The sequence below is a fragment of the Sorangium sp. So ce281 genome (genome assembly GCF_051527395.1).
In the GTDB taxonomy this organism is placed as follows: Bacteria; Myxococcota_A; Polyangia; order Polyangiales; family Polyangiaceae; genus Sorangium; species Sorangium cellulosum_B.
In genome coordinates, this window is record NZ_CP150322.1 from 4630260 (window position 1) to 4642937 (window position 12678).

Annotated in this window: 8 protein-coding genes; 3 read left to right on the forward strand and 5 right to left on the reverse strand. The window is 73.0% G+C overall.

Annotated elements, in window-relative coordinates:
* Window positions 1-148: 148 nt before the first annotated feature.
* From WMF27_RS17480 to WMF27_RS17490, 3 genes are all read left to right on the forward strand, one after another.
* Window positions 149-1750 carry a PAS domain-containing protein gene (locus WMF27_RS17480; protein WP_437767740.1) on the forward strand — a complete coding sequence of 534 codons (1602 nt, stop codon included), beginning with the start codon at window positions 149-151 and terminating at the stop codon, window positions 1748-1750.
* 309 nt (window positions 1751-2059) lie between these two features.
* Complete coding sequence (locus WMF27_RS17485; protein WP_437767739.1) at window positions 2060-2935, forward strand: DNA-formamidopyrimidine glycosylase family protein; 876 nt, start codon at window positions 2060-2062, stop codon at window positions 2933-2935.
* A 124-nt stretch (window positions 2936-3059) separates the two neighbouring features.
* On the forward strand, window positions 3060-3818 hold the full coding sequence (locus tag WMF27_RS17490; protein WP_437767738.1) for a hypothetical protein: 759 nt from the start codon (window positions 3060-3062) through the stop codon (window positions 3816-3818).
* On the opposite strand, the gene WMF27_RS17495 is transcribed toward WMF27_RS17490, so the two are convergent.
* From WMF27_RS17495 to WMF27_RS17515, 5 genes are all read right to left on the reverse strand, one after another.
* A complete protein-coding gene (locus tag WMF27_RS17495; protein WP_437767737.1) occupies window positions 3770-7267 on the reverse strand; it encodes an ATP-binding protein in 3498 nt (1165 codons plus the stop codon). The genes WMF27_RS17490 and WMF27_RS17495 overlap by 49 nt on opposite strands.
* Before the next feature lie 45 nt (window positions 7268-7312).
* A complete protein-coding gene (locus tag WMF27_RS17500) occupies window positions 7313-8410 on the reverse strand; it encodes an AI-2E family transporter (protein ID WP_437767736.1) in 1098 nt (365 codons plus the stop codon).
* A 434-nt stretch (window positions 8411-8844) separates the two neighbouring features.
* Window positions 8845-9864, reverse strand: a complete 1020-nt coding sequence (locus WMF27_RS17505; protein ID WP_437767735.1) for a zinc ribbon domain-containing protein — start codon at window positions 9862-9864, stop codon at window positions 8845-8847.
* Complete coding sequence (locus WMF27_RS17510) at window positions 9861-10922, reverse strand: hypothetical protein (protein ID WP_437767734.1); 1062 nt, start codon at window positions 10920-10922, stop codon at window positions 9861-9863. The genes WMF27_RS17505 and WMF27_RS17510 overlap by 4 nt, the downstream gene beginning before the upstream one ends.
* On the reverse strand, window positions 10919-11767 hold the full coding sequence (locus WMF27_RS17515) for an alpha/beta fold hydrolase (RefSeq protein WP_437767733.1): 849 nt from the start codon (window positions 11765-11767) through the stop codon (window positions 10919-10921). Before WMF27_RS17515 ends, WMF27_RS17510 begins: the two co-directional genes overlap by 4 nt.
* Window positions 11768-12678: the final 911 nt, after the last annotated feature.

Below are 12678 nucleotides of genomic sequence, written 5' to 3' on the forward strand. Positions count from 1 at the left end.
AACGCCGTCTCCCTTTTTCGGCGACTCTGCTCACCCGGAGGGTGCAGAAGCGCGAGAACGGAGCGATGATGCGCCCCGTTATGACCGTTCAGCAGCGGGGGCCGCGCTCGGCCCTCGCCTCCTCGCGTCGAGCTCACGGGGTGGGTGCGTGCACACGACAGCCGAAGATCGCGCAGAGGCGCTTCACATCGATCCACGTCTCCTGATCGAGGCCCTGGACGACCCCGCGCTCGTCATCGACGCGCGGGGCGCCGTCCTGTGCAAGAACGAGCGGCTCGATCGGCTCCTCTCGGGGTTCGGGGCGCCGAGCCTGCCGCTGTCGCCGGAGGGCGATCGCGTGCTCCTGTCGCTGGCGCCCGCGGCCGCCGACGTCGCCCGGATCCAGGCGCTCCTCTCGGGCGAGGTCGATCGAGCCGAGATCGACCTCCCGGACGAGGGCCGCGGCGCGCCGCGGTGGGTGCTTCGCGGGCTCGCCTGCACGATCGGCGGCGGCCGCTGCGCGCTGCTCCGCCTCGTCGATGGAGGGGAGCGCCGCGCCCAGGAGCACCAGCGCCGGTGCGCGCAGGTGGTCGAGTCCATGCACCTCGGCTGCACCTTCCTCGCCCTCGAGGCCCCGGAGGACGACCGGTCGCTCCGGTACGTCTACATGAACCGCGCCGCCGAGCGGATCGCCAGCAGGCGCACCGCGTCGATGCTCGGCCGGACGATGGACGAGAGCGCCCCCAGCCTCCGTCAGATCGGCATTCCTCAGCGCCTGGCGGAGCTGATCCGCGGCGGCGGGACGGACGAGAGCGAGGTGATCCTCCCCCAGGAAGAGGGCACGCGCGTCATGACGACGTGGTCGTTCCCCGTGGGAGATCGGTGCGCCGCCGTGGTCTACGACGACGTCACCGAGCGCCGGGCGACGGCGGCGTCGCTCGAGAGCGCGCGCCTCCTCCTCGACGGCATCGTCGAGCACCTCCCGCTCATGCTCTTCGTCAAGGATGCGGCGGAGCTCCGCTACGTGCGGGTGAACAGGAGCTTCGAGGAGTTCCATGGCCACGCGCCAGGAGAGCTGATCGGCCTGCGCGCCAGCGACCTGTTGCCGCAGGCGCTGGCCGCGAAGATCGACGCGGAGAGCCGCGACGTCCTCGCGGGGGGCGTGCCGGTCGAGGTCCCTGAGCTCCGCGTCCCCTCGAAGCGCTTCGGGGACCGCATCGGCCGCGCCCGGTTCGTCCCCATGGAGGACGCCACGGGCAAGGGCCGTTATCTCCTCGGGCTCATCGAGGACATCACCGATCGCAAGAAGATCGAGGACGCGCAGCGCCAGGAGTCGATCCTCCTGGAGACCCAGCGGCGGCTGATCGAGCTCATCCAGGAGCTCTCGACGCCGAGCATCCCCATCCACCCGGGCATCCTCGTCGTCCCGCTCATCGGCCAGATGGACAGCTCGCGCGGCGCCCAGCTCGTCGAGTCGCTCGTCGCCGCGGTCGAGCGGCACCACGCCGAGTTCGTCATCGTCGATATCACGGGCGTCACGTCGGTCGACAGCGCGGTGGCCAACCACCTGCTCCAGGCCACGCGCGCCGCGGGGCTCCTCGGCGCCGAGTGCAGCGTCGTCGGCGCCTCGCCCAGCATCGCCCGCACCGTCATCGAGCTCGGCATCGAGTTCGGCAAGCTCGCGACGCACCGGGACCTGCAAGCCGGGTTCCGCCACGCGCTGGCGCGGAAGGGGTACGTGATCAGCGCGCGCGCGGATCGAACGGCCTGAGCGCAGCGGAGCCGCCCGCGCCCCGCGAGACGGTCGCTTGCGCTACCCACGACCTCCTTGACGTCCGCGAGGCTCGCTCCTGGCACGGCGCGCAGAGCGACGCTGCCAGCAGGACGACGGGGCACCAGGTCGGGTGAGACATCGAGGGGCTCTCCAGGGTCGCGACGCTCGACTGCCGCGAACCGAGGAGGGGAGCAACCATGTTCAGGCGAGCGCGAAACGAGGCTGGCGATGCGGTGAGGCCCTGACTCTTCCGCCCGTGCCCCTTGCGATCCGGCCCGTCCGCACCAGAGCCTCCGGACACCGCCCATGCCTGAAGGCGACACCCTCTTCCGCATCGCCGCCGCCCTCGGCCCCGCGCTCGCGGGCGCGCGCGTCGTCGCGCTGGAGCTGCCCCGGAGCGACCAGCCGTGCCGCTGGCTCGTCGGCCGCCGCGTCGAGCGCGTGGAGGCGCGCGGCAAGAACCTCCTCATCTTCTTCGACGAGGGGACCGTCCTCCACACCCACCTGCGCATGAGCGGGGCCTGGCACCTCTACCGCGAGGGCGAGCGCTGGAAGCGGTCCGAGGCGACGGCGACGGCCATCCTCGCGGTCCCGGGCTATGTCGCCGTCTGCTTCCGCGCGCCCGTCGCGCGCCTGCTCCGCGCGAGCGCCCTGCGCGGCGACCGCCTCCTCGGCGGCCTCGGCCCGGATCTGCTCGGCGGCGCCTTCGACGCCGCCGAGGCGCTCCGCCGCCTGCGCGCCCTCGACGAGGCGCCGCTCGGCGTCGCTATCATGGACCAGCGCGTCGTCGCCGGCATCGGCAACATCTACAAGAGCGAGCTCCTCTTCCGGACGCGCCTCGATCCCTTTGCCCCGGTCCGGGCGTACTCCGACGAGGAGCTCTCCGCGATGCTCGACGTCGGCCGCCGCCTCCTGCAAGCCAACGTCGAGCCGCGAGACGCCGCCAGCGCGTACCGTGGGCCGACCGCGCACTACGCGGCCACTCGCACGACGCGCGCCGGCGGAGACCGCAGGAGGCCGGTCAGCGTGTACGGCCGCGAGGGATACGCCTGCTACGACTGCGGCGCCGCGATCCAGATGCGCCGGCAGGGGACGATGATGCGGTCGACCTACTTCTGTCCTCGCTGCCAGCCGACCCGCGCCGCGCCGCCGCCGGCCGGGCCTGCTCCGTCCGCGCCATGACCACGGCCGCCGGCGGGCGCGCTGCGGCGCGTGCGAGGACGCCAGCGTTCCCGGCGATCGCGCGTCGCGCGGAACAGTGCTTCCCGGCAGACCTTTCCTGCGCTCCGATCGTACGATCCGCTCCATGCGCCTCGCCCTGCTCCTGATCCTCGCGCTCGCGTCCGGGTGCAGCCGCCCCCTGGACGAGCCCATCACCCCTGACGACGCCGAGAACGCAACGCCCCCTCCGGCCCCCGTCTCCTCCTCCTCCGCGAATGCGCCGGGCTCGCCGCCCGAGACGGGCACCGCCGAGGCCGAGATCGACCCCCGCCTCGCGCCGCTCATCGCCGCCGCCTTTCGCGACTACAAGCCCTGGGGGCGCGTCGACGACGAGCTCCGCTGGGCGCCCTGGCTATGCCGGATGCCGCTGCCCGGCCGCGTCCGGATGAGCGCCGCCGAGGACGGCGGCCACGCCCGCAAGCTCTACTCGGTGTTCGCCAAGCACCGCGATCGCTATCCGCTCGCCGAGGGACAGGCCCCCGTCGCCCAGCCGGTCGGACAGGTCCTGATCAAGGAGAGCTATGTCCCCGAGCTGGTGGAGGACGGCGCGGCGGCCGCCCTCCCGGGCGCCGGCGCCACGCCGCCGGACGCCGCGGATCACTTCGACCCCATCCTGCGCGACGGCGATCGCGTCTACCGCGCGTCGCGCCTCGCCGGCGCCTACGTGGTGCTCAAGGTCGCGCCGGACACGCCCGGCACCGACGCGGGCTGGGTCTACGGCACGGTCACGCCCGCGGGCGAGGTGACCTCCGCCGGCCGGGTCGCCTCGTGCATGGGCTGCCACGTGAGCGCCCGTCACGAGCGCGTCTTCGGGCTCGCGCCGGCGCCGTCCGCGGCGCCCTGACAGGTTCCGGACGCCGCGGCAGCGTCGACGACCCCGGCGAGCGCATCCAGCGACATCGGCTTGACGAAGTGGGCGTCGAACCCTGCCGCCTCGGCGCGGCGGCGGTCCGACGCCTGCCCGTACCCCGTGAGCGCGACGAGCGCGCCCGAGCACAGCTCGGCCTCCCTGAGGCGCCGCGCCACCTCGTAGCCGTCCATTCCTGGAAGCCCGATGTCGAGGAGCACGAGATCGGGCCGATGCTCCGCCGCGGCCTTCAACGCGCGCGGGCCGTCGCCGGCGATCCACACCTCTTGCCCGAGGGCCAGCAAGGCGTCGGCGAGGGTGCTCGCCGCGTCCACGTTGTCCTCGACGATCAGGACGCGGAGCTTTCTCGCCGCCGGAGACGGCAGCTCCGCGTTCTTCGAGGGCGCGGACGTCGCCCCGACGGCCGCGGCGGGCACACGCTCGTCCGCCGCCGCGGGTGCGCGCTCGTCCGCCGCCGCGGGTGCGCGCTCGTCCGCCGCGACGGGCAGGTGCACGATGAACTCGCTGCCTTGCCCTGGCCCCGGGCTCGTCGCTTCGATGCTCCCGCCGTGGAGGGCGACCAGATCGCGGACGATGGTCAGCCCGAGACCGAGGCCGCCGGGCGCCCGATCGAGGCTGCGATCCGCCTGATGGAACAGCTCGAAGACATGGGGCAGCACCTCCCTGGCGATCCCGATCCCGTCGTCGCGGACGCGCAGCTCCACCTGGTCGCCGCGCTGCTCGACCGTCATCCCGATGTGGCCCCCGATATCCGTGTACTTGCACGCATTGGTGAGCAGGTTGACGAGGATCTGCTCGAGGCGGACGGCGTCCGCGAGGACGTGGACGGCGGCCGCCGGCAGCACGAGCCGGATCTGGTGCCGCCGCGCCTCGATCTGCTCGCGCGTCGACTCCACGGCGCGCGTCACGGCGGCCTTGACGTCGACCCGCTCCTTGCGGAGCTCGATCTTCCTCCGGGTGATGCGCGACACGTCGAGCAGATCGTCCACGAGGCGCATCAAGGTCCTCGTTTGCCGCGCGATCACCTCGACGTGCCGGTCCGGCGGCCCGCCGCGGCTCCGCCGCCGGAGGAGCTCCACGGCCACGCAGATCGGCGCCATGGGGTTGCGCAGCTCGTGCCCGAGCATGGCCAGGAACTCGTCCTTCCGGCGATCCGCGTCGGCCAGCGCGTCCTCGACGCGCTTGCGCTCGGTGATGTCCAGCGACGAGCCGACGAACCCCAGGAACGCTCCGGCGGCGCCGAAGCGCGGGGCGCCCTGCGTCACGACCCACCGGCTCTCGCCGTCCCGGCGGAGCATCTGGCATTCCAGCATGAACGGCTCGCGCGTCTCGATCGACTCGGCGCACACGCTCGCGACGAGCGGGCGCTCGTCCGCGTGGATCGCGTCGAGCCAGCCGTCTCCCAGCTCCTCGGCGAGGGAGCGCCCCGTGAAGCGCAGCCACGCGGTATTGACGTACTCGCACCCGCCGGAGGGCCCGCACATCCAGATCATCATGGGGGCGCAGTCGGCGAGGGAGCGGAAGCGCTGCTCGCTCTCGCGGAGGCGCTCGACGTCCTCGTCGACCTGGCGGCGCAGCCTGGCGATCTCGATGCGCCCGCCGACCCGCGCGAGCAGCTCGCGGACCGAGAACGGCTTGACGAGGTAATCGTCCGCGCCCGCCTCGGCGCCATGCACGCGCGACGCTTCCCCGGATCGGGCCGAGAGGAGCACCACGGGGACGAGCCGCGTCGTCGGATCGGCGCGCAGCGCCTCGAGGAGGCCGAACCCGTCGAGCCCGGGCATCATGACGTCGGTGAGCACGAGATCGGGCGCGCGCGCGCGCGCGGCGCAGAGCGCCGCCTCGCCGTTCTCGACGGCCTCGACGGTCCACCGCGTCGCGAGGACGTCCCGGAGGTAGGTCCGCATGTCGCGGTTGTCCTCGACGAGCAGGACGTGGCCGGCCGGGCCCTCCGCCGGGCGCGCGTGTCCTGCGCTCGCCGGTGGCTCCAGCGGCAGCTCCGCCGGCGGCGCGGGCCCGGAGACCCACTGCGACGCTTCCTCCACGAACGCCTGGACCGTCACGGCCGTCATGCCGAGCTCCCGCTCGGCGCCGACGCGCTCCGCGGCCACGTGCGCTGATCCGGCGGGGATGCGGACGGTGAACGTGCTGCCCCGACCGACCTCGCTCGCCGCATGGACGTCGCCCATGTGGAAGCTGACCAGCTCCCGCACGAACGCGAGGCCGATGCCGGAGCCCTCGTGGCTCCGCCCGCGCGCCCCCTGGATCCGGTGGAAGCGCTCGAAGATCCGGGGGAGCTCCTCGGCGTCGATCCCTATCCCCGTATCGCTGACCTCGAGGCGCACGTGGTCGCCGCACCACCGGAGCGAGATCGCGATCTCGCCCTCGAACGTGAACTTGAACGCGTTCGAGACCAGGTTGAGGACGATCTTCTCCCACATCTCGCGATCGACGTAGACGCGCTCCGGGAGCGCCGGGCAGTCGACGACGAGCCGGAGCCCCGCCCGCTCCACGGGCCCGCGGAACGCGCTCGCCACCTCGGCGGTCAGCGCCGACAGGTCGAGCGCCTCGTAGGTGACCTGCATCCCGGCGGCCTCGAGCCGGGCGAAGTCGAGCAGGTTGTTCACCAGCTTGAGGAGCCGCCGCGCATTGCGGCGCGCGAGCTCGACGAGCTCGCGCTGCCTGCCGGTCAGGCTGCCGGGTGCGATCGTCAGCAGCTCGTCGATCGGGCAGAGCATGAGCGTGAGCGGCGTCCGGAACTCGTGGCTCAGGTTCGAAAAGAACCTGGTCTTCAGCTCATCGAGCCGGTTGAGCTGCTCGTTCGCCACGCGGAGCTGCTCGTTCGTGCGCTGGATCTCCTGCGCCCGGAGGAAGACCTCGGCCTCGACCCGCTCCGCCCGCGTCTTCAGCTCCTCCGTGCGCCGGGTCTGCTCGATCCCACGCTGCTTCAGGCGGACGAACTCGGTCACGTCCTCGACGCGGTGGATGATGTACGCGACGTCGCCGTCCGGCCCCACGACGGGCGAGTTCATGGGGCTCCAGTACCGCTCCTCGAAGCCGCCTTCCTCCGCTCCGGGGCGCTGGATATCGTATTTCTGCACGGCCATGCTGTCGGGGGCGCGCGTCTCGAGCACACGCTCGAGCGAGGCGCGCAGGTTCCTCGTGCCGGTCGCGTGCGGATCGTCCGGATTGTCCGGGAAGGCATCGAAGATGTCGCGGCCCAGGAGCTCCTCGCGCCGGGTGCTCGTGGCCTGAACGTAGGCGTCGCTCACGGCGATGACGGTGAAGTCCGGGCGGAGCACGAGGTAACACCCCGGGAGCCCCTCGAAGAGCGCGCGAAAATCGGGGCTCGCCGGCAGCGCCTGCTCGCTCTCCGACTCCGATCGCGGACACGGTTTCATGCTCGTGATGACGCTCGTGGACATGGGCTGATCTTCAAGAGAAGACCTGGTGCACGAGGCCAGCTATCGCTACCCGGGTCTCCGCGCTCCCGCGACGCTCGGCCGCAGCAGCGAGCTTGGCGCCGGCTCGCCGCTGGCGGGCGCCGTCTCTGGCTCCTCGGGCGCGGGCTCCATGATGCGCGCGACCCACGAGAGCCCATCCACGTTCTCCAGCGTGATCTTCGCGACCATCATGATGGGCACCGACAGCAGCGCGCCCGCCGGCCCCCAGAGCCAGCCCCAGAAGAGCATGCCGAGCAGGACGGCGAGCGGCGACAGGCCCAGGGTCCGCCCGAGCACGCGCGGCTCGAGCACGTTGCCCACCAGCAGGTTGATCAGCAGGTACCCGATGGCCACGAGGGCCGCGGTGCCCGGGCCCTGGCTGGCCAGCGCGGCGAGCACGGCCGGGATCGTCGCGACCGCCGCGCCGATGTTCGGGATGAAGTGCAGGACGAACAGGCTCGACGCCAGGAGGAGCGCCAGATCCACGCCCAGGACGATCAGGAGCACATAGGCGAGGACGGCGACGAGCAGGCTCGTCAGCGTCTTCACCACGAGGTACTTCTTCACCTCCCGCACGATGCGATCGACGTGCTCGAGCCCGCGCGCAGGGGTCGAGAGCAGCCGCCGCACCTTCGCGCCCGCGCCGGCGCCCTCGCAGAGCGCGAAGAACACGACGAGGAGCACCACCCCGAGGCTCGACGCCGCGCTGGCGACCGTCACCGCGGCCCCGCCGAGGAGGGGGACCAGCGACGCCGTGTGCAGCGTGCGCGAGAGGAACGCCGGGTTCACCGGGAAGCCGCGCTCCGTGAGCGTCATGGCGAGCGCGTCGGTCATCGAGGACATCCGGACCAGGTAGACCGGCACCTTCTCCTCCAGCTCCACCCCGGCGATGGTGACCACCGCCCCGACGAAGACCAGGATCGCCAGATCGACCACGAGCGCGGCCAGCGCCCCGAGGGCCGCGGGCAGCCCGCGCCGGGTCACCCAGGTCGCGATGGGCGACGAGATCGCCGCGAGCGCGACGCCGAACAGCACCGGCACGAGGAACGGCTCCGCGTGGCGCAGCCCCACGATGACGACGACCGCCGCCGCCGCGACCACGACCCTCTGCGCTCGACGAGACATCGTGAAGATCCCCATGCCCAACCTCGCTGCTGACGGGTCCTCGCGCCGCGCTCCGCTCCGGTGGAGCGGAGCGCGGCGCAGCCTCCTCGAGCAAGAGCAAGGGGTGCGCCACGCTCCGTCCCGCTCGATCCGCGGCGTGGATCGCTATCGCGCGGACACCCGGTCATCGCCGGGCTGCCCGCGGTTCAGCGGCACCGCGCCGTGCTGGGCGGCGTCGGTCTTCGGCGTCGTCCCGGTGACGTACGCCTTGACCGCCTCGACGAGGAACCGGAGCCCGGCCGTGCCTTCGTTGTCCCAGTACTCGCCCTCGAGCTCCGGCCTCGGTGCCAGATCCGGACCATGGCCGGAGCGCGCGGTGGAGGGCGCGGATCATGGCTCTGCCGTGCCGCACCGAGCGCGCGCTCGAGGCATTCCGCCACAGCGGCCGGGCGAAGCTACGCCGCGCGCGCGAGCACGAGCGCCCCGATCACGAGCGCGACGAGCACGAGCGCGCCGGCGACCACCAGCGCCACCTTGCCCCACGCGATCGGCGCCGTGCCTGTGACGTGGCTCGAGTCCTGGCCGTGGACGACGGCGCGGTAGCTGCGCCCCTTGTAGCGGTAGGCGAGCACGTACGATGGCAGCGCCAGCCGGCGCGTCTCGAGCGCGTGCAGGAGCACCGCCACGTGCACGTTGCGGAACGTGGACCCCGGGATCACGCCTCGCGTCAGGGCGTCCTCCGCGCTGGCGGCGATCCGCTCGCTGACGATCTTGCGCGCCGCCGAGCGCTGCGCGTCGAACTGCTCCAGCACCGCGTCGGGCGGGCCGAGCTGCTGCTGTGTCCGGTGCGCGGCGGGCACCGCCAGGTCGAGCCGGAAGTACGGCGCGAGCTCCCGGGCCTCGTCGAGCGAGAGCCCGCGTGAGGCGGACAGGAGCAGGTTCCGGAACGGCAGCCGCGTCTGTCCGGCGTGCGGGGCCCAGCTGCTCAGCCGGGCGCCCGCGTTCGAGTCCGCCGTCCAGCTCACCACGGCGTCCGCGCTGACGAGCCAGCCCGCCCACCAGATCGGGCGCAGCCCCTCGACGGTCGCCGCGCGCGAGAGATCCGACGGCCGGAAGAAGCCGAGCGTCGACATCCACCGCCGCAGCGCCTGATCGGCCTGATCGGGGGGCACCCCGAACGGGAGCAGCCAGTCGGCCTGATCGATCGGGTCGACCGGCTGCTCGATCCGCGTGACGGCGCCGCAGAAGCGGCACTTCGGCGCCTGCGCCTCGGCCGAGTACGAGACCGCGGCGCCGCACTCGGTGCACCGCAGCACCTGCACCGCCTGCGGGGCCGGGGCGCGGCCCTGCGGCGCGGCGAGGCCGCAGACGGCGCAGCGCAGGTCCCCCGGCTCCAGCGGCCCCTGGCAGCGCGCGCAGCACGGCCCCGCGGCGCTCGTGGTGGCCGAGGCGACGTCGTCCATGCTCGCGCTCATCGCGTCCCTCCGGTCGGTGTGGGGCTGCTCCCGGGGCGGAGGCGCTCGGCCGGCGCGGCGGCGGCGGGGGCGGGCGGCCGCGCGGCGCCGCGCCGCTCGGCCGGATCGCGGCCCCTGTCGCGCGCCGCGGCGAGGACGAAGGGCGCCGCGATCAGCGCGATCACGAGCACGACGGCGAGGGCGATCTTGATCCAGGAGAGGGGGGCCTTGCCGTGGATCGCGCCGGTCTGGCCGTTGATGAGGACCCGGAAGGGCGGCTTCTGCGGGTCGTGCCGGAGGGCGAGCACCCAGAGGGGCACATAGAGCAGCTCGAGCGTCTCGCGGTCGAGCTGCGTCTCGTGGGTCAGGCCGTGGTGGCTGTCCCCGGGCATGAAGCCCGACAGGTCGCGGCCGATCTTCTCCAGCGCCTCCCGCCGCGCCAGGCCGTAGCACTCGGCCTGGGTCATCGTCGGCTCCTCGGCGATCCAGCCGCTGAGCACCGCGGGCGTGTAGCGCCGCATCGTGCGGAGGTCGAACGGCTCGATCGCCTCGAGCTCGGCGTTCGGGACGGCGCGGGACGCCACGACGAGCACGTCCATGACGTAGGTCGCGTGCTGGCCTTCGAGGTGCCGGTGCTCGGTCCTTGTGACGACGCGCGTCCGGGTGACGCTGTTCCCCTTGTCGTCGGTCGTCGTGTACGTCTCGGTCTGCTGGTAGTTCTCGCCGATCTGCGCCGCGTAGCGCGTCTGCGCCATCGCCGAGTACAGGTAGGCGGGCGTGTAGACGCCGCGGATCGCGTCGATCGTCGCCGTCTTGACGCTCGACTGCACGAAGAAGCTCCGCTTTCCCAGCCACGCCTTGACCGCGCCCTGCGCGCTCTCCCGGGTCGTCGTGAACCCGACGACGAAGTGCGGCGACGGCCGATCCTGGGAGGGCGGCCGCTCCACGACCGACGGCGAGGCGCAGTAGGGGCACACCGCGGTCCGCTGGTCCGCGTCGACGCGCAGCGAGGCGCCGCATGTCTCACATTCGAGTTGCACCGGCGCCCGAGAGAACCGCACCGGGGGGCGCGGCGTCAACAGGGAACGGGCGGCGGGCGGCTGGCCTGCGGCGCGCGGGCCGCCGCGGCGGATGCGCGCGGGGCGCGCGCCCCGGTGCGCAGGCGCGGCGCGGCCCGCGGCTCGTCGAGGAACCGGAGGAGATCGGGGGCGAGATCGCTCACCGCTTCCCTGTGCGGGTAGTGCCCCGCCCTGGCGAAGCGCCGCACGGCCGCGCCCTCGATGTAGCGGTCGATGTCCGCCGCGTGGCGCGCCGGGATCACCTGATCGCGCTCGCCCCAGTAGACGGCGAGCGGCGGTATCTCGGGGAGCCGATGCGCGATGTCCATGAGGTGATGGCGCTGGCCGCGCAGATCGATCGCGTGGCGGAGCGTGCGCGACAGGGCGCGCGCCGTGCCGGGCCGCGCGTTCATCCGGGCGAGGTGCCTGCGCTCTTCCGCGCTGAAATCGCCGCCGAGCACCAGCACCCCCGCGTGCGTGCCGACGCCCATGAGCACCGGCGCGGCCAGCTCGATCAGCCCGGTCACGGCGGCGAGGCGCAGCGGAAGCGCGACCTCGGTCCCGATGCCGCCCGCGGCGACCAGCCCGACGCGGTGGATGCGCCCTGGCCGCTCGGTGGCCACGCACATTGCAATGCTGCCGCCGAACGAGTGCCCCACCAGATCGAAATCGCCGAGCCGGAGGGCACGGATCCATTCAGCGACCACGCCCGCGTACCACGCGACCGTATAGGGCGCGTCGGGCCGAGCCGAGTCGCCATGGCCGGGCAGGTCGAGCGCGACGACCCGGCGCCCTGCCGCCGCGAGCGCGGGGGCGAGGCGGTTCCAGGTCCGACAGCTGTCGGAGAGGCCGTGTACCAGGACCACGGGGCGCTGGTCCGCGCCGCCGTTCCGGGAGGGGGTCCATTCTTGCCAGTGGACCTCGCCAGCAGAAAGGACGCGAACATGGCTGCGACACGTGACCGGCATGTTCTTCATCAAGAGTTCGCACGAAGTGTCGCGTCTGTCCAGATTGCACAGCGGCCGCGTGCTCGTTGTGGACGGTCGACATCGTCTCGGCGCGAAGCGTGTGTCGGGCCCGGTGTGGGTTGTGCAGCGCCAGCGTACGCCATCCTGGTAGGTGGACCGGACCGGTGCCCGGCCTCTCCCCTGACCCGGCATGTCCCTGCCGCCGTCCGCCGCCTTGTCGTCCTGCCATCCCGCCTCGGTCATGCGCCCGCCGCCCTGGCCGGCCGTCGACCCTGGTGCGACACGGGTATCCCCCCCAGGAATGGCCGAATCAAGATCACGTGGCCTGTCAGCCCGCGCCCCCCAGGCTGCGCAACCTGGCGAGAGGCACGATGGCGAGTCGCAGCTGCCTTGTGCTCTCGCTCATTGCCCGTATCTCTGGCGCCTTCATTGGCCGCGTCTCTCCGCGCGACGCGCCGACTCTGCCGCATCCCGGCCAACCCAATTCTCCCTTGGCGACCTTGGCGCCATGCCGCGATCGCGCCGTCGCACGGGGTGCAGGCCAGCCCGCCGCGCTCCTCGGTGCCAGCTCGGCGCTCGCCCGCCGCGGCGGCGCCCCTCGTCCCGTGAGGACCGGCCAGGAAGAAGAGGAGATCCATGCAGCGCTCGACCGTCTCCCGTGCCCGAATCGGGACGAGGCGCCGCCACCGGGCGATAACGAGAGACGTGGGGCCGCCGCTGTGCCAGCCTGAGCCCAGCGGTGTCAGGCCGCGCAAGATCGAGCCGCGAGCGGGCGTGGAGCGCTGAAGAGGCTCGCTCCTCGAGCCCTC

What these genes read in the sequence shown, in the direction of transcription:
- WMF27_RS17485 (WP_437767739.1), top strand. Translation starts at nt 2,060, where the DNA reads ATGCCTGAAGGCGACACCCTCTTCCGCATCGCCGCCGCCCTCGGCCCC.
- WMF27_RS17490 (WP_437767738.1), top strand. Translation starts at nt 3,060, where the DNA reads ATGCGCCTCGCCCTGCTCCTGATCCTCGCGCTCGCGTCCGGGTGCAGC.
- WMF27_RS17495 (WP_437767737.1), bottom strand. Translation starts at nt 7,267, where the DNA reads ATGTCCACGAGCGTCATCACGAGCATGAAACCGTGTCCGCGATCGGAG.
- WMF27_RS17500 (WP_437767736.1), bottom strand. Translation starts at nt 8,410, where the DNA reads ATGTCTCGTCGAGCGCAGAGGGTCGTGGTCGCGGCGGCGGCGGTCGTC.
- WMF27_RS17505 (WP_437767735.1), bottom strand. Translation starts at nt 9,864, where the DNA reads ATGAGCGCGAGCATGGACGACGTCGCCTCGGCCACCACGAGCGCCGCG.